Origin of the sequence: Peribacillus sp. NPDC096447, assembly GCF_044762725.1 — a bacterium.
GTDB lineage: Bacteria > Bacillota > Bacilli > Bacillales > DSM-1321 > Peribacillus.
The window spans coordinates 313,890-335,485 of the sequence record NZ_JBIWEV010000006.1 but is presented as its reverse complement, the minus strand read 5'-3'; the positions used below and the strand labels follow the sequence as shown (position 1 = coordinate 335,485).

Sequence of the window (21,596 nt, the reverse complement as noted above, 5' to 3'; positions counted from 1 at the left end):
AAGATTTCAACCCCTCCAACTTTTTTTTCGTAGGCTCAGCCGTCATTTGAATACCACTTAAAGAATGGTTTCGCCATTCACCGTGACACCGCTCATGCTCACGGTTTTACCGTTAAGTCCCGATAAATCCAAATTACCCTCTACTGTAACCTCTGAAAAAGTAAAGTCATCCGGAGGAGTTCCTGTTAATGTAAGATTCCCCTTAACCACTGCATTTTCCAATGAAGCAACATCAGTAATATCAACAACTACATTACCTTCATGTGTCTTTGGCGCATCAGCCGTTCCCCCAAAGTCTTTGGCCAATACCACAGTTGGGTCTGTATTGCTTCCGGCCACATCTTTGATGCGTCCTTCGATGCTTGGATCGACAGTTTTCAGCCCGCTTACATAATCCCGTAAATTCTCCCAATCAGCGAGTCCGATATCCGTCACTCTTCCTTCTTCATAAGCCTTCTTGAAAACGGTGAATCCATCTCCGCCCTTGGCTGTAAAAGCATTGGTCGCCACGACATATTCCTTCGCTGCATCCAATTCGGAATAAGTTCCATCTTGTCCAAGGACTTCAACCTTTGTGACACGATTGCCTGCTTCCTTAGAACTGTCGTAGCTGAATTTCATTCCGGATACATGCAGGAAGCCGCCATTTTCCTTAGGAGCCAAGCTTACACTATGCTCTAATGCTTCATTGATCTCTGCACCCGTTAGCTTCATCGTCGCTAACGTATTTCCAAACGGTAAAACGGTCAGGATTTCCCCTAAAGTGATCTCACCTTGATCGATGCCAGCGCGGATGCCCCCGCCATTTTGGAAAGCTATGACCGCATCCTTATTGAATTCCTTTGCTTTACTAAGCATTCCATCCGTAATTAAATTACCCAGTTCCGTTTCATTTTTACGAACACTTGGCTTTGTTTCATCCCCCGAATCACGCGGTGTGTCCAAGGCCTTCACAGCTGTTGCCCCTGTCTTCGTTTCCTTCAGCTCCTTAATCTTCGAGGAGTATGTTTCTAGCACTTTTGCCGCTTCAGCATCATCCTGCTTTTCAGAAAGCTTAATTAGCTGACCGGCTTGTCCGACAATCTTGCCTTTCTTATCGAATTCCACATCGATCGTTCCTAAAAAGTCGCTATACTGATACCCTTGAACGATGACTGTCGGATCTTTGGCTTTCCCTTTATCATCCCTATCAATAACAACGGGGGCGTTTAACTGCGTATGGCTATGTCCGCCCACAATCACGTCGATGCCCTTGACCTTGGCAGCCAATGTTAAATCATTGTCATAAGCTGCATTGTCATCATAACCAATATGGGATACTGCAACTATCTTATTGACACCCATGCCTTTGAACGCCTTGACTGCTTTTTCGGCTTCTTCAAGATAGTTTTCAAATTCTATACTTCCAGGACTTGAAATATCTTTCGTCTCTTCAGTTGTAAGCCCGAAGAACCCTACCTTCTGGCCATCGACTTGTTTTACGATTCCATTGTATATCTTCCCTTGCTCCGGCTTACTTGAAATCAGGTCCGAAAATAGTCCTTTAAACTTATCATCCTTGGAGAAGTTAACGTTCGAACTGACAAATGGGAACTGAGCCCCTTTAATGAAGTCAGCCAAAGCTTGATGCCCTTCAGCGCTTGATCCCAAGTCAAACTCATGATTCCCGAATGTCATGACGTCATATTTCATTAAATTCATGAAGCGAAGATCCGCTTGCCCTTTGAATTCATTAAAATAGAGGGTTCCCGAGAATACGTCACCAGCATCCACCAAAAGAGCTTGCGGTTTACTCTTACGCACTTCTTTAACAGCTGTCACCCTTTTGGCTACATTGTCCAAGTGGGCATGCGTGTCATTCGTATGCATCAAGGAAAGCGTGATTGCCTTCGATGGATTTTTCAAAGCTTCTTTAGCATCCGCTACTTTCTTATCCGCCAATGCTATTTTCGCTTCGAATTCCTTTCTGTCCGACTCCTTGATCCCATTTAAATGGATGTCTGCTCTCGCCTTTTTAGCTGCTTTTATCTGTTCTTTCGTTTTAAGTTCCCCATTGGCAAGAGCTACATAGGCATTGACCCGTTTTGCCACTTCTTTTTTCTTTTCTGCGTATACTGCTTCATCATACTTACCTTCCACCTCTTTAACATAAGCATGAATGGCTTTACCGAGTTTGGATGTTTTGCTGACCTTTTTTAACTGAGGAGAGACGGTTTGCAACCGCTTGTCCGCGGTCTTTAAATCACCCTTCTTCACCCAGTAAGCTGCTTTTTCATAGTAGTACGGAACCTTCAGGTCACCACTCAACGCCGTTTTGGTCGATTTAGTGAATTTATCGTATAAAAGCTTTTCGATTTTCGCACCGTAAACCGTATCTTTAATATCTTTATCTGCCTTTATCACGGCTTTATCCAGTGCCTCGTATTGATTCCTGATATCTATTGATTTCTTGGCAAGTATTGAATTCGTAAGGGCGCTAATCGATTTGCCATGTGCAGCTTTTGCTTTCTCAGCCGCTTTATATCCTTTTACATAACCTTCAGAACGAGTGATGTACTTGTCATATGCTTCGATTTCTTTGTATTTGGCATCTTTTTCTTTTTTGCTTAGCATTGATTTTTTAATGGTAGAGTTGATGTCTTTTTTTGCTTGTTTTGCAGACTTGATTTGTTTTTCAACAGTGGACACTGAAGCGAGTTTAGAAGTGTAGAAATAGGTGTCGAATGGTTTTTTGATGGCGGCCTTGGCCGTTTTGATTTTACTATTCAGGCTGGTGGCAGCATCCGAAGGTGCAGGTGCTACTGCTACGATCGTTGTCGCAGCCATTATGGTAGCTGATGCAATTTTTACGATTTTCTTTTTCCCCATTATAGTTAATCCCCCCATAAGTTCTATACTGACATAACATCCAGCTAACTTATCCATAGAATTGACGCGCTTTTCCAAAAATTGAATTCCGACAAATTGACTTACCCATACACAAATCCACCCTACTTTTTTCCTCTAAAGATTCGTGTATCTCCTATATTACAACAAAATAATCCAATTTTAAAACAAATTTACAATACAACATCGAATATTAACAGAATATTATCATTATAATCACCCCAAAATACCTAGTGGCTAATTGATGATATATCAAGAAAATTATTTAATGGTAAAATAGAATTAGTTTTATCTAATTCTAAACTTAGTCTTTATACCTAATTGCTGAAAAGCAAAAAAGGGAGAGATTTAAATCTCTCCCAGACTGCAGACAATCCAGTTTTTTCTTTAAAAAAGTTCCAGTTGATTTCAGAAATCCGCTCCCTTTCCGCCGACTGTCTGCCAAGCCTCCTCGACGCAAGCGGCTGTGGGGTCTAGGCTAGCCAGTTATTCGGCAGGAGTGTCGCAAATTTCTTCAATCCATTAAGAGATTCATAATACGTTTCCACAAAAAAGGCAACAATCCTTGTTCCCCCTTAAGGTAACAAAAGATTTCCCGAAACACACTTTCCAAGAAATGAGCACCCCTATATTCCTCTCATTTCAACTCTATAAGCAATGAAATCCATCCCGCGTACCTCTCCATTAAAAAGTATATAAAATGCGTTAAAAAGAGCGTAAACGATCTTGTATAACCTCTTTCAAAGCATAGTTAACTCAATATAATCTTGGATTGGTATGGTATAATTATAGAAGGGGTAATTTTTGCTTCAGGAGGTGAAAAAATGACGATCAGCAGCATCATATTGGTGGTGGCGGCAGTCTTTATCGGCGCCTTGATGCGAACGATGTTCGGGTTCGGTGAAGCGATTGTCAGCATGCCGCTGCTTGCCTTACTTCACATTCCGCTTAATACTTCGGTTTCCCTGATTGGATTGGCTGGTCTTACCGTTGCCTCGCTAACCGTCGTTAGCGGATGGCGGCATATCGAACGCTCGGTTTTAATCAGGTTGGCGGCTTCAACGGTCATCGGCATACCAGCCGGCCTCGCTTTGCTCCATTACGCACCTTCTATGATCGTCACTTCTGCACTCGGTGTTTTTTTGATTGCATATGGAGGATATTCTCTTCTAAAGCAAAAACTTTTTCAGGCTGTGGATAAACACTTACTCAACTCACAGGGCTGGGTATGGCCGTTCGGTTTTGCGTCGGGAGTCCTTGGCAGCGCCTATAATTTTAACGGAGTGCCGGTTGTCGTCTATGGAACGTTACGAAGATGGAATCCAGATCGATTTCGCGGAACATTGCAAGCCCATTTTCTTATTTCCGGAATCCTGGTCGTGACGGGTCATGCGCTAGGCGGACTGTGGACCGCCGATTCACTTATTCTATATGCTTATTCCATTCCAGCCATATTACTTGCGACAAGTCTCGGAATCTTCATGAATAAGCGAATTCCTGCGAGGAAATTCGAAAGCTATTTATTCTTTATCATCATTGCGCTAGGTGTACTATTATTAATTTCCCATGAGTGATAACTAAAAGCCTGATTTCTCATTGAAACAACGAGGAATCAGGCTTTTTTCTGGAATAATAGAATCATAGTTGAATCGTCAACCTCGGATATCCCGTTTGTTATATCCAATAAAACCAACAGCCAGTAATACTATGGCTATGATGGTAAGCATAGATACTTTCATGAAGTCGATATCTTCAACAGGAAGTTTCGGAATATGGCCAAATGGTGTTAGCTTACCCATCCATTCAGGGAATTGAAGCATTCCCCCTAAATAAACGACTAAGATTGAGTAGGTTAAGTAAAGCCAAGTCAAGCCAGATAATTTCGGTACAAAGCCAATGAACAGCACGGCAATGCCAATCATGATCCACATCGCAGGCAGGTAGACCATTGCTGCACTGTATAAAGTGCCGAAAGCAATCCCTTCATCCATCACTGAATTCCCGACTGCCCAAAGACCGATTGCAGCAAGCGTAATCATAAGAAAACCGCCAATAACGGAGATGATAAGATAGCTGCCCATAAGCCTTGTACGGGATACAGCGCGACTCAGTAGATGTTCAGTAAGATTCTTTTTTTCTTCCCCTTTAAGCTTTAACATCGCCATTAAAGGCGGAATGGTGCATATCATGGAGATGACTGACATCAACATTGTCAAGAATTGTTCCGTCAGGGAATAGCCTTCAACTGGCGTCAATAGTTCGGCCATCATTTCATTTTTTGCAAAAAAGGATTCTAAATCACCTAAAACGGAACCGTAAGAAGCTCCTAAAATGAACATCCCGGCTGCCCACGCAATTAATCCTGTACGCTGAAGCCTTAGTGCGAGACCAAGCGGACTTTTTAAAAAGGATGAAGCATATTTTCTGCCAGGCTTAGCCGGTATGAATCCAGCTTCCAAATCACGGATGGCATTCAAATATAGAGATAGTACAACCAAAATGATTGCCGCACCGATCGTAAGGATGATTGGCCACCAATAATTATTCACATATACCTCTGAACCTAAAACCCAACCCAATGGTGAAAACCAGGAAAGTGTTTCATTGCTGACATCCCCTATCGCCCGAATAAGATAAGAAAGAAGTAATACAGTGATGGAGTAACCAATCGTACCTCGCGCACTCTCCGTAAGCTGGGCAAATAATGCCGTTATCGCCGAGAAGAAAATACCGGTTGCCCCTAACGCAGCCCCATACATAAGGGAACCTTCCAAATCCATGCTTTCAATTCCCAGAGCATACAATCCGAAACCCGTTATTATCGCGATCAATGCATTCGTACCAAACGATACGGAAATGGTTGCATATAAATTAGCCAACCGGCCAGCGGGCAAAGAACGGATCATTTCGATACGACCGTCCTCTTCATCTACGCGTGTATGGCGCGTAACAAGTAAAATACTCATTATCCCAACTGCCATAGCAGTTAAAAGTAACATTTGATGCGCCATCATCGCTCCGTTTGTATAGTCATCCAGGCCGTAACCTTTCCCCACCATCGCTGTCATTGCAGGGTTCCTCATCGTTTCTGCAATGGTTTGCCTTTCTAGACCAGTCGGGTACAGATCGGTGAATGCCATTGCAACCATAAATGAAAGGACAGATAGGGAAATTATCCAAACCGGGATCCGAATCCTATCTTGCCGTACGATGAATCGGGAGAGTCTTCCTGTATTCTTATAGGACTGATTCGCCATTATAACGCACCTCCCGCCCCAGAATCAGAAGTCTTCCTTTCACCTTCATAATGGCTCATGAATAAATCTTCCAATGTAGGCGGCGCGCTTTCCAATTTCACAATTCCAAATTGGCTTATATACCTCATGACATTATCCAATTCATCTGTATCCACTTGGAATGAAAGTGCTTCGTCTTTCTTCACGATTTCCCGAACACCGTTTACACTCCCTAAAGCAGGGATAGGCTGCTTCGTTTCGACAAGCAAGCTTGTTCTCGTTAAATGACGCAGCTCATCCAATGTTCCCGTTTCAATGATTTGTCCTTGCCGAATGATGCCTACTTTATCGCATAACCTTTCCACTTCAGAAAGAATGTGACTGGAAAGTAAAATGCTTTTTCCTTCATTTTTCGCTTCCATCACACATTCCTGGAAAACCCTTTCCATCAATGGATCTAGACCTGATGTTGGTTCATCCAAGATATAAAGGTCGGCATCAGATGAGAAAGCAGCAATCAAAGCAACCTTTTGCCTGTTCCCCTTTGAATATGTTCCACATTTCTTGGAAGGATCCAAATCGAATTTTTTTATTAGTTCTTCGCGTCTGCTTTTATTGTTCGCCCCGCGTAATTCAACAAATAGATCAATAACTTCCCCGCCTGTTAAGTTGGGCCATAGGTTCACATCTCCTGGAACATACGCGATTCGCTTGTGAATTTCAACCGCATCTTTCCATGCATCCTTCCCAAAGATCTTCGCTTCTCCATCCGTCGCTTTTAAAATCCCGAGCAGCACACGGATCGTTGTCGATTTTCCAGCACCATTAGGACCGATGAATCCAAATACCTCACCTTTATTCACTTCAATGTTTAACCCATTTAAAGCGGTAAACTTTCCAAACTTTTTCGTTAAATTCGTTGTTTTCAATACTGACATTCCTCATCCACCTCTTCCTCTGAAAAGAAATTATGAAATATTTTTATCAATTTAGTTCATAATATATAAAATAATAATTCCTGACAATAGTTTATGAACTTATTTTATTGTTCTATTACATATTTTTAATTAAACTAAGGTTGAGGTGAAATAAATGGACGGATTTCAACGCCGCAGGGAACAAAAAAAATTGAATATACTAGAGGCTGCCTTAGCTTTGTTCATGGAGTATGGTGTCCAAAAGATTTCGATTGGAGAAATAGCCAAAAAAGCGAATGTATCTCAAGTAACGATATATAATTACTTCGAAAGCAAACATAATCTAATTCATGAGGTTTTTGTTTATTATACAGATAAGGCATTGGATGAATTTGAACAAATACTTGCCAGCAACATTGCTTTCCCTGAAAAAATAAAGCAGCTGATGTTCACGAAGAATGAAACTGCGAAACAAATCCATGAAGATTTTTATCAATATTTAATGAGGGAATATACTTCCGGAATCAATTATATGGAAAAAATATATACAGAAAAGGCCCTGCCACGCTTTATTGATCTGTTTAACCAGGGAAAGGAACAAGGATATGTTGATCCGGACTTATCTAATGAAGCGATTTTATTTTATATAAAAGCGATGAATGAATATATCCAACGGGAAGAGGTTTATCAAAGCATCCTGCCTTTGACTGAGGATATTATGAAGATTTTGTTTTATGGGATAGTTGGGGAAAAAGAGAAATGAATAAAAAACGGTGTGAATCGATAACTCCAATTCACACCACCTTTTTAAGTCAATGTTAATAATTTGGCTGAAGTGTAATTATATTTCTCGATTGATAAATCAAAAACGGCTCCCGCTTTTAAAAAGACCGTACTTTCAACTATTAATGTCGGATCACCTGGCTGCAAATCCAAAAGCTTGGCATCATCGTCATTTAGCTTTTCACACGAAATGATTTTATCTGCAAAACCAATATTCAACTTCAAATCCTCGACTATATATTCATAAATGGAGCCATTTGCAATTTCTTTATTTATGATGGGAATGATATCTTTATTGAAAAAAGACTCTTCTATTACAATAGGTTCACCATTTAAATATCTAACCCGTTTGAGGTTATATATCTTGGTTTTTACATTGCATTTCATTTGCTTGGCCAATTTTTCATCAGCTTCAATTAATTCTAACTTCAACACTTTACTTTTCATTTCATCATTTGGAAACACTTTGGTTAAGCCACTCATATCCCTCATCGAAATGCAGCCCGGTCTGGAAAACTCCCTTAGGAATATGCCGCTTCCTTGCACTTGATAGATATAACCCTGCTCAACCAATATATTGATTGCTTTTCTAATGGTATTCCTGCTGACATCGAACTTCTTCATCAACTCTTCTTCAGTAGGTAACTTTGTATTTAATGTATATTTTCCTTCTAATATTTCTTTCTCCATTTGTTCTACGACCATTCTATACTTTACACCCATATTTCCATATACCTTCCTCTATACATAATGATTTCGAACAATAATTAATGATAGGTTTTCTTTACAATAGTTTATTTTATAACGATTGTAAAGAAATCTCAGTTTCTTTCAGAATGTAGACAAAAATTCGATGAAAAGCCAGTTTGCCTGCAGTTTTTTCTAAAAAAAAGATTCGAGTTTTCAGAAATCGCTCCCTTTCCGCCGACTTTCTGCCAAGCCGCATCAAAGCGAGCGCCTGTGGGGTCTCGGCTAGCCAGTATTTCGGCAGGAGTGTCGCAAATTTCTTCAATCCAATGAGGATTACAGGTGAAAAAAACTTAAAAGGATAAACTAGTCTCAAACATAATTCGGGATGAGACCAGCCTACAGTTATTAATAAAAAACGTCTCAGTTGATTGGAACGTAAGGTACGAGACTCCTGCGGGAAAAGCGTGGCCAAGGGAGACCCCGCAGGCGACGCCGAGGAGGCTCCCGGACCGCCCGCGGAAAGCGAGTGCCTGGAGTGGAAATCAACGAATCAGATTTACTAACCCTCAAAAAAAGACATCCTATCAATTAATGATAGGATGTCTCCAAATCTTTGAATTCAACTGTCCCCAGACATGCAGTTGTTTATGAATCCTTCATCCGCTTTAATGTGTAAACAAAGTATTCCCAGTTGTTTATGGTCGAAGGGATGCTTAAGTGTTCTTCAGGTGTATGTACGGAAAACATATCCGGTCCGATTGAAACAGTATCCAATCCTGGTAGCTTATCTATGAATACCCCACACTCGATCCCTGCATGTACTGCGATGATTTCAATATCTTCATGATATTTTTCTTTGTATGTTTCTTCAAATAATTTCTTGAGTTTCGAATCAGGATTATAGGGCCATTCCGGATAATCCGCGTCAACCAATAGCTCGCACCCAAGCATGTCGGCAATCGCCTTTGCTTGCGTGACCATATTATATTTGATGCTTTTGACCGAACTCCTGATTTCACTTTCAAATATCATTTCCGCTTCATTTGTTGTAACGACCCCTAGATTCGTCGAACTTTCCACTAATCCTTCTATTCCCATGCTCATTCCTTGAACGCCATGCGGGATTACGAGTAAGGAGGTAATGGCTTTTGTCACCGTCTCTTTGGAGAAAACGTTTGAAGAAACCGTTTCGATCTTTTCAAACCTGATCGATACCTCAGGGTCGGAAGATTGCAGTTCATTTTTAAATGTATTTTCCCATTGCTGGAGTCTCTCCGTTATCTTCTGAACATCTACTACAGAAATCAGTACAGTGGCATCTGCTTCACGAGGAATCGCATTCCCTTTCAAGCCCCCGTTCATTTGCTGTATGCAGCAAGGGAAGTCTGTCGTTAATTCATGTAATACTCTGCCCAAAAGTTTATTGGAGTTCCCTCTTTCCTTATGGATGGACATACCGGAGTGTCCGCCATTCAACCCTTTAATCCTGATGTTATAAGATACAGCATCAACAATAGAAGCCGTTTCCCATCCGATTGGCAGGACCTGCCGCACGCGTATTCCTCCAGCAGAGCTGACCAGCAGCTTTCCATCTTCCTCCGAATCGATATTGATCATCATTTTCCCCTTGAAGTGAGCCGGATCCACGGCAAGTGCACCGTTCATCGTCGTTTCTTCTTCAGTCGTTATGACTATTTCAAGAGAGGGATGCGGAATATCATTGGCATCCAATAATGCCAGAGCATAAGCAACAGCAATTCCATTATCCGCCCCCAATGTTGTATCCGTTGCATACAACATGTCTCCCACAATCCTTAATTGAAGCGGATCTTTCTCAAAATCATGAAGCGTTCCCTTGTTCTTTTCGCAAACCATATCCATATGCCCCTGGATAATGACTGTAGGTGCACTTTCATATCCAATTGTGGCAGGCTTTTTGATAATCACATTCAGCGCCTCATCCTGGATCACCTCCAGGTTCCTATCCTTAGCGAAGCGAACCAGAAAGTCACTGATCGCTTTTTCATTAGCCGATCCTCTCGGGATTTTGGAAATCGCTGCAAAATAATGAAACACCGGATGGCTCGATAATTCTTCTAACGTGCTATACATGGAAATACACCCTTTCATTTAAAATATTTGTACTGCCTCTCATCCTTTTACTTTTCCAGAACGGAACACTACGACTTTCTTGAACAAAGGATGCAGAATGTACCCCAGGTAGACACCAATCATATTCAGGATCAGGTCATCGATATCCAAACTTCCGCGCCGAAAAACAAACTGACAGATTTCGATGACTGAAATCGAAAGTAATGGATATAGAAATTTCCTTTTAGCGGAAGGCTCTTTCCCTTCCCTTGACAACAAATACAGGCCGAATGGAATGAACAGCCCCACATTGGCGCTAAGGTTATAAAATGACACAAGCCAGTTCATTTCGTTCGATAAATATGAAAGAATCGTAGAAATAGGAATCAAATTATACGAATATACCTGCCCTTCTGGTCGAAAGAACAGCAAGACCAATAATGATAAACTGTAGCCAAACAATACTGCCTGCCATAAAAGGTGCGGAATTCTGATCGTTTCACCTCGAAAAAAAAGAACCGCAAACGAAACGAAAAGAAGTATACAAAACCAGACAACCATGATCACCAAATAATTCAAATATAATAGAAGCTGAAGGAAAAAAGGCAAACCGCACAAAAAAATGCTTGCGACAGCAAAAGGGAAAGCATGACCGATTTTTGAAACATATAACTCCCCCTTTCTATTTCTTTCCAATTCATTGCATATCCTTATATCCTAGGACAACTTTAACAACCCGTCAACAAACTGCATTAACCTGTCATTAGAAACCCGGCAAGGAGAAGCTTTTTCGAATAATTCAACCGATTCGTAGGATAATTCGACCTTCAACTAAAATCCGATCTTCTTCAAGTAAAACAAAAAAGCCGGTTCCTCATGTTCCAGGAATCCGGCTTCTTTTTTAAAGAGTTATAGTGCACGGTATTTTTTTAAACTAATGATATTGATGGTGATAAAGACGACGGCAAAGGCCATGAGAATGAGCAGATCCAGTGAAACCTCATTGAACGTGAAACCTTTGTACATAATGCCGTTCATGGCATCCGATGCGTAATAGAGAGGCATGACCTTGCCGATTTTTTGGAGCCAGTCTGACATGCCATCTAATGGGAAAATCCCTGTAAAGAATACTTGCGGCACGATGACCAGCGGAATGAATTGTACCATTTGGAATTCAGATGTCGCGAAACTCGATAGTAATGTACCAAGCGATAATGCAACGAGCGCTACCAGTATATTCGTCAGTAACACGAGCCAAATGGAGCCAACATGAACGATATCCAATACATTGACAGCATATAGTACGACAATTATGGTTTGAATGAGAGCAAATAAGCCATATCCAATCACATAGCCCGCTACGATTTCGTATCTTTTAATCGGGGTGGCAAGCAGCCGTTCCAACGTACCACTTGTGCGCTCCTTCAAAAGCGCGATCCCCGCTATTAAAAATACAAAGAAGAAAACGAAAAAGCTCACGAGCATCGGACTGAAAGTATCAAAACTCTTTGTGTTGGCATCTCCGTATACATATTGCTCCTCAATGGAAGGAGTGTTTTTTTCATTCCCTTGCAAGCCATGCATCATTTGCATTTGAACAGCCTTTGCACGGGTCGGTTCGTCGTTCAATAGTGTGAGTTTCATTTTGCCATTTTCAACAAGCAGCCAGCCATCCGTATCATTTTCTATCATTTTTTCCTGTGAAAATTCCTCAGCAGCCTTTACTTGAAAACCCGCTTGCTTTAATGCTTTAACGATAGCTTCATCACTGCCTGTAACAACGATTTTCAAATCACTTGCTTCTGTATCGAAAATAAAATACATGAGCGTTAAAATGAGCAAAGGAGCTAGGAAGAATAAAGCGAGCGTCCTTCGATCCCGGCGCATCTGCTGTGTAATTCGAGTAACAAGAGAGGCAATTCTCATTTTAGGCCGCCTCCAATCCTTAAAAAAACATCATCAAGCGTACCCACGGCAAATTGTGTTTTTAAAGCAGCAGGGGTTCCTGCCGCGATGATTTCACCTTCACGCAGCATTGCCAGTTTATCGCATCGTTCCGCTTCATCCATCACATGCGTCGTGATGATGATCGTCTTATGATCTTCATTTCTTAACCGCTCAAGTTCCTGCCAAATCGATTGTTTCAGCAAAGGGTCTATTCCTACTGTCGGTTCATCCAAAATGAGAATCTCCGGATTTTGGATGAGTGCAACCGCCAGTGACAGACGGCGTTTCATTCCCCCGGAATAATGCGCAACCCGAACCTTCAAATCATTCGTCAGCTGTACGATTTCTGCTGCATATTGAATGCGTTCCCTTCGTTCCTTTTTCGAAAAACGGTATAGCTTCGCAAAAAATTCGAGGTTTTCAGCTCCCGTCAGTTCTGTATATAAAGCATCGGACTGTGCCATATAGCCGACATCCATTAACAGTGCTTCATTTGGCACTTCATGATCCAGAACCGTGACTTTACCCGCATCAGGCTTAATCAATCCGACAATCATTTTAATCAAGGTCGTCTTTCCGCATCCGGATGGACCTAATAAGCCAAAAATTCCGTTTTTTTCAATATTCAAGCTCAATGGCTGAATGACCTTTTTCTGATGAAAACCCTTAGCAATTCCTTCAATGGAAATCGCATTTTTCATTGCACACACACATCCTCCCTCTTTAATTAACACGGTGTTGAGTGTATCATCATTCTAAGGTAGCATTCGTTCTAATACAATCAACACATTTGGAAAAATGTTTAGTGAAGGAGACATTCCATGGCATCGATTCATGAGGATATGGTACAAAAGACGAAAAAGCAGATACAACATCATTTTATTGCACTCGTTGAAGCAGAGGGGTTCTCACATGTATCAGTGAAGAAAATTGCAGAGCGTGCAAACATTAATCGGGGCACATTCTATTTGCATTACACAGATAAATATGAATTGATGGATCACTTACAGCAGGAATTGTTAAATGAACTTCAAACCCGCATTACTGCCATTTTGCCAAAAGAGGCTTTTTTGGCTCTTCATCAACAACAGCTTTACCCGCCTTTCATAGCGATTTTTCAATTCATCAGTGAACATGCTCACGCATTAAGGGCCATTCTTGGTGATCAGGGCGATCCTTCTTTTGCAAAAAAAATAAAGCGGGTATTCGGTGAAATACTGTTGGAGCGTTTGATCAGCCTGCATCCAGCAGCTAAAGATGAAGCATTCCGCATGTATATGCACGCCTTCCTGACATCGGCGATTTTAGGGGTGATACAGGAGTGGTTGGAGAACTGTGAAGAACAAACGGTGGAAGAAATGGCGAAAATCCATTTTCAAATCTTGAACTTCATTAGCCAATTGCGCACATTCATCCAATGAACGATTAATTAAAGGCATGTTCCATCAACATGCCTTTAAATCGGATTACATCTTTTCCTTCGCTTCTACCTCTACATCACCAACGGAATTATACCTCCTCTTGGAGGTCTTCATACTAAGCATCGACAATAAAATTGAAAAAGCGAACATGATCATGGAACCTGAAATCACCACGAACCGAATCGAAATGAAATGGGCTGAAACACCAACAATTGCGGTAGTAATGATGATCAATAAAGCTTCTAACAAGCCAAAAACACTTCCGACCCTGCCCATGATTTCAACCGGAATATTATTTTGATAAAAGGTTTGAAAGCCGGTGTTGGCAAAAGCCAATGAAAAGGCAATGATGAAAAACCCGATGGCTGCCAGTGAAAAGGAATTCGAAAAGGCAAAGATCAAATAACCTATCGAGACAAATAAAGATCCAAGACCAATCATGTGCGAGATTTTCACTTTACTGATGAATACGGCATTGACAATGGCACCAGCAATGATGCCTGCCCCGGCGATGCTTACAAGGTATCCGTAATCGCTGTCCGACAAAAGGAGCACGGCCTTGGCAAACGCCGCTTCTTGGGAATCGATGGCCGTTTCCATCACCACCATGCAACTGAATAAGAAATAAATGAGCATGATATAGGAAGATTTCCGGCTGAAGTCCAGGACGATGACCCAATCCTTTTTCATGATGGTCCATGACAGGTAATGACTGGATTGTTCAAAGGGATGATCCTTTTCAAGATTAGGCATGAATAGAGTGATGATACCGGATAACTATAAGGCTGCCGCGTTAATATAAATCGCTAAAACGGGCGTACCGATCAAGAAAAGGATACCCGCTAGCGCTGGTCCAATCAAAAAAGCTCCAGAATCAATTAAGCTTCGTAATGAGTTAAATCGTTTCCTCTGTTCAACAGGTATTAATTTTGTTATATAAGACCTTGATGTTGTTACGAACATGGCCCCTGCCATATTGATCACGAAGACAAGGGAATAGATGACCCAAATAGAAGAAGTCAATGGCAGCAAGGCTATGAATACCATTCGAAAAAGGTCAAGTGCCACCATTAGATTCCGCTTATTTATCCGATCGATCACGCTGCCTGCCCACACATTCGTAAATATGGCAGCCATCGGTTTAACGATATAAAGTCCAGCTACCGCCAAGGCTGAATCAGTCATATCCAGAACGATTAAATTAAGTGCAATGAAATAAACCCAAGAACCGATGTTGGAGATACCAATTCCGCACAATAGAATGGAAGGATATTTCCAGGATACTAATGTATTTCTGAATGTCATCGCTTCTCCCTCTTGACCGAACAATAAAAAAAACCGTCCCCAAGCAATGCGTCTCGGGACGAGGTCAATTCGCGGTGCCACCTCTATGCGTCACCATACATCCCCAACTATCCTCGGCTGCTTTCGAGGCTCTTTTGGAAAGTGGTCATTTCATTTACTTTTCTCCTCTTTACCTCTACATTCTTCATTACTAAATTTTAACATTAATGTTTTTATAATGTAAATGACGCAAAAAAACTCATTCAAAATAAATGAGTTTAAAAGGAAAAACAAGATATGGATTTTTCGCTCAGCGTTCCCGGATAGGACACAGGGATTTCATAATTGAATACCGCTAATGATGTTGGGATTTAGTTGATTTACCTTAGAGAAAATAATTTTAAAAACGGATTCTTTTTCTTATCCGTTATCCTTAACTCATCCATGATGATTTGATCCTCATGATCGGCTATCCATTTCCTTAGTGCATCTTTATCCTGGCATTGTGTTAAATATGTCTGGCCACCTTTACCTGTAGCATTAATAACATATCTATTGAACGTCTTCTCCATAATTGCCCGCCTTTTTAATAAAATGTATTGAATTTTTAAATACGAATGCAATGCTTTTTTTCTTTATGATTTACAAAAGAAACATAATATATATATTACAAATTTTGCTTGGCAAATAGCGTGTTCTGCTTGAAAGTATTGAATAAAGTACATCGATGCTGGTTATCATAATCGGATTAATCGAACCTATCATAATGTGCTAACTAATATTTGTCAATACGTTTTTTAAATGTAAATAAAACGTAAATTTTCAGTTTTGTTAAAGAAATATTTTTTTACCATTTAGGGGTTTACAACTACTAAATGATGGGAGTAGAATACGTTTATCAATTTAATGCATTTCGGCCTAAACTCAATGGAATTGAGTACGGAGGACCCAATCAATTGGGGTTAATTCTGCCTTGCAGAAGGGATGAGATCAGCTCTTTCGCCATCCTACCCGTCAGCTAACTTCGTCGGCTAAAGCGAAGGAGGTCATAAGACCGCCTATTTCGGGAGTTTTTTTTCACGCTTTTTGTGGCAAAATAACTGTTCGATGTTTTCGCTGGTCTTTTTATTATGCCTTTAAAAAGATTCTGAAAGCAGATTGATGATTAAAATATCATACAGTTTCACTCAATTTTTTTATAGGTAGGGATGATCAATTTGATAAAAGCAAAAAATTTGTTGGATCCGCCAAAAATACTTGTACTCGGCTTTGCCATCCTGATACTTATCGGGTCCTATTTATTGACCCTGCCGATTTCCACAGAAAATGGCAATGGCCTTTCTTTTCTGGATGCTTTATTCACCTCGACTTCCGCTACATGTGTAACAGGACTGGTCGTAGTGGATACGGGAACGACCTTCACCACTTTTGGTGAGTTGGTCATCTTAACACTGATTCAGATAGGCGGCTTAGGATTCATGTCATTTGCGACGTTTTTCTTTTTCCTATTAGGTAAAAGGATTTCTTTAAAAGGCAGGTTACTCTTGCAGGAGTCCTTAAATAATCTATCCATGGCAGGTGTAGTCAGGTTAGTGAAGCGGCTTTTAATTTTCACGGCCATCATTGAGGGCATAGGTGCCCTTATCTTATCGATTCGCTTTTCTTTTGACATGCCAATCGGCAAAGCAATCTATTACGGGGTTTTTCATTCCATATCGAATTTCAATAATGCCGGCTTTGATTTAATGGGGGAATTCAGGAGCTTGACCCCTTATGTATCGGATCCCTTCGTAACCCTTACGGTCGTCTTCCTCATCACGTTTGGCGGAATAGGTTTCATCGTGATGAATGAAATATACGAATACCGTGATACCCATCGTTTATCCATGCATACGAAGGTTGTTCTGACGACTAGCTTAACCCTTACGATTGTCGGAGCAATTTTAATCTTTTTATTCGAGTTCGGTAACCAAAAGACATTACAGCCTTTATCTTTCATGGGTAAAACGTTATCGTCTTTATTTCAGTCAGTTACACCACGGACAGCCGGCTCCAATACGCTGAATATCCCTGATTTGACTCAGCCTACCTTACTGCTCATCATTTTTCTGATGTTCGTCGGGGCTTCACCCGGATCGACTGGCGGCGGGATTAAAACGACTACATTGGCAACGCTTGTCGGAACGGTTTGGTCACAGATTAAAGGAAAGGGTGATGTGGTATTATTCCGGCACCGCATTGTAAGTGAAACGATCTTTAAGGCATTGTCCGTTACATTCATTGGCGTATTCATGGTTTCCATCATCTCCATTCTGCTGACCATCACTGAAAGCGGAACTGATTTCTTAATGATTTTGTTTGAAGCCACTTCAGCATTCGCCACCGTGGGACTTTCAATGGGTTTGACCCCAGAATTATCACCGGTTGGCCGGATGCTCATCATTTTCACGATGTTTGCAGGCAGGGTGGGTCCTTTGACTTTGGCCTTTGCCATCGCCATGAGGCGCAAACCAGATCCGTTCCGCCGTCCAAAAGGGAAAATCATGATTGGTTAAACATAAATGAAGGAGTGTAAAAGATGGGAAAACGACAATATGCCGTGATCGGTCTAGGCAGATTCGGAACCAGTGTGGCCCATAGATTATATACGGCTGGCCAAGAGGTATTGGGTATTGATGTCAACGAGGAAAGAGTCGAGAATGCGGAACTGAGCGTTACCCATGCGATCATGGCGGATACGACTGAAGAAGAGGCATTGAAATCAATCGGAATCCGTAATTTCGATTGTGTCATCGTAGCCATCGGAAATGACATGCAATCGAGCATTTTAACTACATTGCTTTTAAAAGAGCTTGGGGTCGATAAGGTCATTGCCAAAGCACTTAATAAAAATCACGGTCAGGTGCTCACTAAAGTCGGGGCCGACTGGGTCATCTATCCTGAGAGGGATATGGGGGAGCGGGTCGCGAATCAACTCCTGTCCCCTAACATGCTGAATTATATTGAACTCTCTAAAGAATACAATATCGAGGAAATCATCCTCCCCATGAGCATGAAGGGGAAAAGCCTCAGGGAGCTTGATTTGCGGGCAAAATATAATATCAGCGTCATTGCCATCGTGAGTAATGGGGAAATCATCATAGCACCCTCACCGGATCAGGATATCCATGAAAAAGATATGCTTTTAGTGGTTGGCAATAAAGAAGATCTAGCCTTCTTTGCCAATATTGAATAACCGGCAGGTTTCGGCTCTTGCTTCATTAGCCCGGTACCTATTTTGAATGCAGCATCACCTATACATGCGAGAAGACCGCCATATGGCGATCTTCTCGATGAAATTTATAACGAGCATCCCCATCCCTAGGATATGTATGTATTATTTTATCGCACTGATCGCTTGGGCAAGAGTGGACTTTATCGTCACTTTATCGTCACTTTATCAAAAGGCAGTTGAAGCTTAACGGCAGTCATGGCTATTTCCGGCCGAAGTCCTGAAAGGGTTGTTTGAATTCCGATCAAATGTAAGGATTCAATCAATTGTGACAGCTGGTGGGCGGATGCACTATCTATGGCATGAACGCCCGAAAGGTCAACGAAAAGCCTGGTGACATTTTTTTCAGCGCACTTTTGTAGTGTGTTTTCAAGCAAGGACATGCCCCTCGCCGTGTCAATATCGCCTATCAGGGGAAGTAACGCTGTATTATCTTTAAGGGAAATGATGGGCGTGCTCAATTCATCGATCGTTGCCTGTTGGGCTTTCATGATTTTATTAGCATACCTATGATTCGCTTCCGTAAACTTCTCCATCACTTCGCTGAACACCTTCACCACTATCCGATACCAGGAATTTATTTCCGCCTGCGTATATTTATCTCCATGCAATCCCACAAACCGGTCAATATAATCCAGGTATTGCTCTTGCGTTCGAAAAAACTCCCTCAATATAAAATAGATGGGTGTGTTTAAATGCTGCTCATCCTGACCGATATCTTCAATCCACTCACCAAGCTTCTCAAAGAATTCCCTCTCCTCTGTATCAAAGACCTGAAAGAAACGTAAATGGAATTCATTATTTTGCTGCTTAAGTTTTTTAATCACTTTGGGATCGAGTGAGCTGTAAACCCCCGCCTTATCGTTTTTATTCAATGTTGCGTACCATTCCTCAGTCAATTGTGCTGCCACACCCAATAAAAAGGAATATAATTCTTGATTTCTGTGCATAAACTCCTCCTATTTATTTTTTATAAAAAGCAGTCGATAAATCTAACGCTGATATCAGCATTGTCAGGGTATTGAAAAATTATCAACAAAGTAAGCATCGAATAAAACCTCTTCCATACTTAAAAAATCTTATGATCTAAAAGCCCAAAGGCCCCTCTTTCCATATACCTTCCCAGCTGTTTTTGAAACCATACAACCACTGTTTTTCAAAAAAAATTCAGTAAAACCTTCATCTACTATTCTGGTTCATTTATTGTTATAGTTTACCCTTTTTAAATTTTGTTAACAAATTACCCCTTTTCGTTATAACAAAAAAAGGACCTGATTCCAGATCCTCCGTTTAAACCCCATTTCGACTTTCTTATAAGAATTACTTTTTCATAAATAAGGCCGTCCATAAACCTTGAACCCCAAAGGTTTCATCCGATTGTTCCATTTTCCTTATTTTCCGTATTTCCACCACTTCAAAATCCTTGAAGATCTTTCTGAGTTTTTCTTCCGTAAAACCTAATCCGCCTTTAAGGCTTCTTTGCCTATATACTTCCCAATCCGAAATATCGGCACCACCCAATATGCCGCCCTCGACAAAACAAGTAATCGAATACAACCCCTTAGGCCTTAACGCCTTTTTCACCATGTCCAAATAATTGATCCTTCGATGTGGGGCAATATGGTGAAAACAACCTGAATCAAAGACGAAGTCATATTGCCCTTCCTCAATGTCCATATCAAATATATTCCTTTGAATGAAGTTCACGTCCACTTTCTTTTCTGCCGCTCGTTCTTTCCCCCATTCAAGGGCTTCCTTCGAAAGGTCCACCGCATCAACGGAACAGCCCTTTTGAGCAAGGTAAATGGCATTTCTTCCAGGTCCACACCCAAGCTCAAGAACCTTTCCTGGCCGGATTAACCCACCATCAAAATATGTAACTAAATTTTCATCAGGGAAATTTTCGAAAAAGGGAACCCCTTTTGAGCGGTCTTCATAAAAACCATTCCAGAATCCAGTTGGCTCACGCAATAACGAGTCGAGCATATTCAATAGATCTTCATAGGTTGTTATCGTCTCGGACAAAACCATCACCTCTTCCCATTGTATCCCACCATTTAATTATACTGATTTTGGCCTGTGCCTATGTAACAGCTGCATCAAAAATGAGTGACATAGGACGTTCAGAAACAATTGGACTTGTTGATTATATGATGATCACTGGAATTTAAAGGTATCAAAGATGCGTTCGAACAGCCTTCTGATAGTATGTTACATTCTTACTTAATAACCCGATGATCGGCTCATTATCCATGTTAGAAAGGACATGGGTTTTATATAAGTATGTCAAATATTACATGCTCTTTACAGCAAATTAGGTTAAGCTTCCAAACAACAAAGCTCAGCCCTATGATGTATCCAGATGTCCATGAATCCGACTCCCAATCCACTTCTGAAACATCCCTCCGCCAACTTCCTGTCACATCCGTTTACTGATGATTATCTTTCTATACATTCCATTCAGCATGATCGGTCGATCTTCTTCAATTTTCATATTCTTAACATGTCTACTGAACAAGTCTTCAAACCTCAAGCCAATATCCGTTCCTAAAAATCGAATGATGGGCCTTAGAAGCTTTTTGGGTAGTGAAAGCACTTCATCTTTAGAAATAAACTTGTCAAATAGTATTATTTTTCCATCCCCTTTTAAAACTCTGATCATTTCCCGAAGGCATTCATTGGCATCAGGTACGACGGAAAGAACCAAACTTCCCACTATATAGTCAAACGATTCATTATCGAATTCCATATGCTGTGCATCCATCTCGAGGAAATTGATCGATGCATCATCAAATTTCCCCATCGCTTTTTTTAGCATATCGGCTGACAGGTCTATCGCCGTTATCTCAAGGTCAAGGTTCTTGATCAGCTCCAAATCGGCCCCCGTACCTACGCCCACAAACAGAACCTTTGCATTATCATGAAAATGCATCTCTTCAAACATTCTTTTCCTGGCATCTAAAAAGAGATGAGAGTTGAAGATTTTGTCATAAATTGGCGACCAAAATTTATAAATCACTTTATTCCACGAATTGTTCAACATCCCCACCCCCTTACATACTACTTCCAT

At 41.0% G+C, this 21,596-nt stretch carries 17 protein-coding genes, 1 pseudogene and 1 riboswitch; of the genes and pseudogenes, 5 read left to right on the top strand and 13 right to left on the bottom strand.

Going from position 1 to position 21,596, the window contains the following annotated elements; all coding sequences use genetic code 11:
- Positions 1-57 precede the first annotated feature (57 nt).
- Entirely contained in the window at positions 58-2,868 is a 2,811-nt protein-coding gene (locus tag ACIQZD_RS21290) for a bifunctional metallophosphatase/5'-nucleotidase (RefSeq protein ID WP_402906165.1), read from the bottom strand.
- A gap of 842 nt (positions 2,869-3,710) precedes the next feature.
- Between ACIQZD_RS21290 and ACIQZD_RS21285 the strand changes: the two genes are divergently transcribed.
- The gene (locus ACIQZD_RS21285) at positions 3,711-4,460 is read left to right on the top strand and encodes a sulfite exporter TauE/SafE family protein (RefSeq protein WP_402906163.1); all 750 of its coding nucleotides are present in this window, start codon (positions 3,711-3,713) and stop codon (positions 4,458-4,460) included.
- A 78-nt stretch (positions 4,461-4,538) separates the two neighbouring features.
- Here the strand turns inward: ACIQZD_RS21285 and ACIQZD_RS21280 are convergent, their stop codons facing one another.
- Both ACIQZD_RS21280 and ACIQZD_RS21275 read right to left on the bottom strand, forming a co-directional pair.
- Positions 4,539-6,143, bottom strand: a complete 1,605-nt coding sequence (locus ACIQZD_RS21280; RefSeq protein WP_402906161.1) for an ABC transporter permease — start codon at positions 6,141-6,143, stop codon at positions 4,539-4,541.
- On the bottom strand, positions 6,143-7,060 hold the full coding sequence (locus ACIQZD_RS21275; RefSeq protein WP_402906159.1) for an ABC transporter ATP-binding protein: 918 nt from the start codon (positions 7,058-7,060) through the stop codon (positions 6,143-6,145). Before ACIQZD_RS21275 ends, ACIQZD_RS21280 begins: the two co-directional genes overlap by 1 nt.
- A gap of 154 nt (positions 7,061-7,214) precedes the next feature.
- On the opposite strand from ACIQZD_RS21275, the gene ACIQZD_RS21270 reads away from it, so the two are divergent.
- On the top strand, positions 7,215-7,802 hold the full coding sequence (locus ACIQZD_RS21270; RefSeq protein ID WP_402906157.1) for a TetR/AcrR family transcriptional regulator: 588 nt from the start codon (positions 7,215-7,217) through the stop codon (positions 7,800-7,802).
- Positions 7,803-7,846: 44 nt separating this feature from the next.
- Here the strand turns inward: ACIQZD_RS21270 and ACIQZD_RS21265 are convergent, their stop codons facing one another.
- The 5 genes from ACIQZD_RS21265 to ACIQZD_RS21245 all read right to left on the bottom strand — a co-directional run bounded on the left by ACIQZD_RS21265 (position 7,847) and on the right by ACIQZD_RS21245 (position 13,251).
- The gene (locus ACIQZD_RS21265; RefSeq protein WP_402906154.1) at positions 7,847-8,545 is read right to left on the bottom strand and encodes a GntR family transcriptional regulator; all 699 of its coding nucleotides are present in this window, start codon (positions 8,543-8,545) and stop codon (positions 7,847-7,849) included.
- A 612-nt stretch (positions 8,546-9,157) separates the two neighbouring features.
- On the bottom strand, positions 9,158-10,624 hold the full coding sequence (locus ACIQZD_RS21260) for an aminoacyl-histidine dipeptidase (protein ID WP_402906152.1): 1,467 nt from the start codon (positions 10,622-10,624) through the stop codon (positions 9,158-9,160).
- Between the two features lie 39 nt (positions 10,625-10,663).
- A complete protein-coding gene (locus tag ACIQZD_RS21255; protein WP_402906150.1) occupies positions 10,664-11,299 on the bottom strand; it encodes a VanZ family protein in 636 nt (211 codons plus the stop codon).
- Between the two features lie 213 nt (positions 11,300-11,512).
- Complete coding sequence (locus ACIQZD_RS21250; RefSeq protein ID WP_402906148.1) at positions 11,513-12,529, bottom strand: ABC transporter permease; 1,017 nt, start codon at positions 12,527-12,529, stop codon at positions 11,513-11,515.
- On the bottom strand, positions 12,526-13,251 hold the full coding sequence (locus tag ACIQZD_RS21245; protein ID WP_402906146.1) for an ABC transporter ATP-binding protein: 726 nt from the start codon (positions 13,249-13,251) through the stop codon (positions 12,526-12,528). Before ACIQZD_RS21245 ends, ACIQZD_RS21250 begins: the two co-directional genes overlap by 4 nt.
- A 120-nt stretch (positions 13,252-13,371) precedes the next feature.
- Here ACIQZD_RS21245 and ACIQZD_RS21240 point away from each other — a divergent pair, with 120 nt between their 5' ends.
- Complete coding sequence (locus tag ACIQZD_RS21240) at positions 13,372-13,971, top strand: TetR/AcrR family transcriptional regulator (protein WP_402906144.1); 600 nt, start codon at positions 13,372-13,374, stop codon at positions 13,969-13,971.
- Between the two features lie 45 nt (positions 13,972-14,016).
- Here ACIQZD_RS21240 and ACIQZD_RS21235 read toward each other — a convergent pair.
- Positions 14,017-15,276: pseudogene (locus tag ACIQZD_RS21235) on the bottom strand (MFS transporter).
- A gap of 359 nt (positions 15,277-15,635) precedes the next feature.
- Entirely contained in the window at positions 15,636-15,827 is a 192-nt protein-coding gene (locus tag ACIQZD_RS21230; RefSeq protein ID WP_076370632.1) for a hypothetical protein, read from the bottom strand.
- 333 nt (positions 15,828-16,160) lie between these two features.
- Positions 16,161-16,303, top strand: a riboswitch (cyclic di-AMP (ydaO/yuaA leader).
- 169 nt (positions 16,304-16,472) lie between these two features.
- Between ACIQZD_RS21230 and ACIQZD_RS21225 the strand changes: the two genes are divergently transcribed.
- Together ACIQZD_RS21225 and ACIQZD_RS21220 are read left to right on the top strand one after the other, a co-directional pair.
- Positions 16,473-17,810: a TrkH family potassium uptake protein gene (locus ACIQZD_RS21225; RefSeq protein ID WP_402906142.1), complete on the top strand. Its 1,338-nt coding sequence runs from the start codon at positions 16,473-16,475 to the stop codon at positions 17,808-17,810.
- A 23-nt stretch (positions 17,811-17,833) separates the two neighbouring features.
- Positions 17,834-18,490 carry a potassium channel family protein gene (locus ACIQZD_RS21220; RefSeq protein WP_402906140.1) on the top strand — a complete coding sequence of 219 codons (657 nt, stop codon included), beginning with the start codon at positions 17,834-17,836 and terminating at the stop codon, positions 18,488-18,490.
- Between the two features lie 185 nt (positions 18,491-18,675).
- On the opposite strand, the gene ACIQZD_RS21215 is transcribed toward ACIQZD_RS21220, so the two are convergent.
- The 3 genes from ACIQZD_RS21215 to ACIQZD_RS21205 all read right to left on the bottom strand — a co-directional run bounded on the left by ACIQZD_RS21215 (position 18,676) and on the right by ACIQZD_RS21205 (position 21,566).
- Entirely contained in the window at positions 18,676-19,476 is an 801-nt protein-coding gene (locus ACIQZD_RS21215; protein WP_402906138.1) for an STAS domain-containing protein, read from the bottom strand.
- Positions 19,477-19,846: 370 nt separating this feature from the next.
- On the bottom strand, positions 19,847-20,551 hold the full coding sequence (locus ACIQZD_RS21210; RefSeq protein WP_402906136.1) for a class I SAM-dependent methyltransferase: 705 nt from the start codon (positions 20,549-20,551) through the stop codon (positions 19,847-19,849).
- Between the two features lie 394 nt (positions 20,552-20,945).
- Positions 20,946-21,566, bottom strand: a complete 621-nt coding sequence (locus ACIQZD_RS21205) for a class I SAM-dependent methyltransferase (protein ID WP_402906270.1) — start codon at positions 21,564-21,566, stop codon at positions 20,946-20,948.
- Positions 21,567-21,596: the final 30 nt, after the last annotated feature.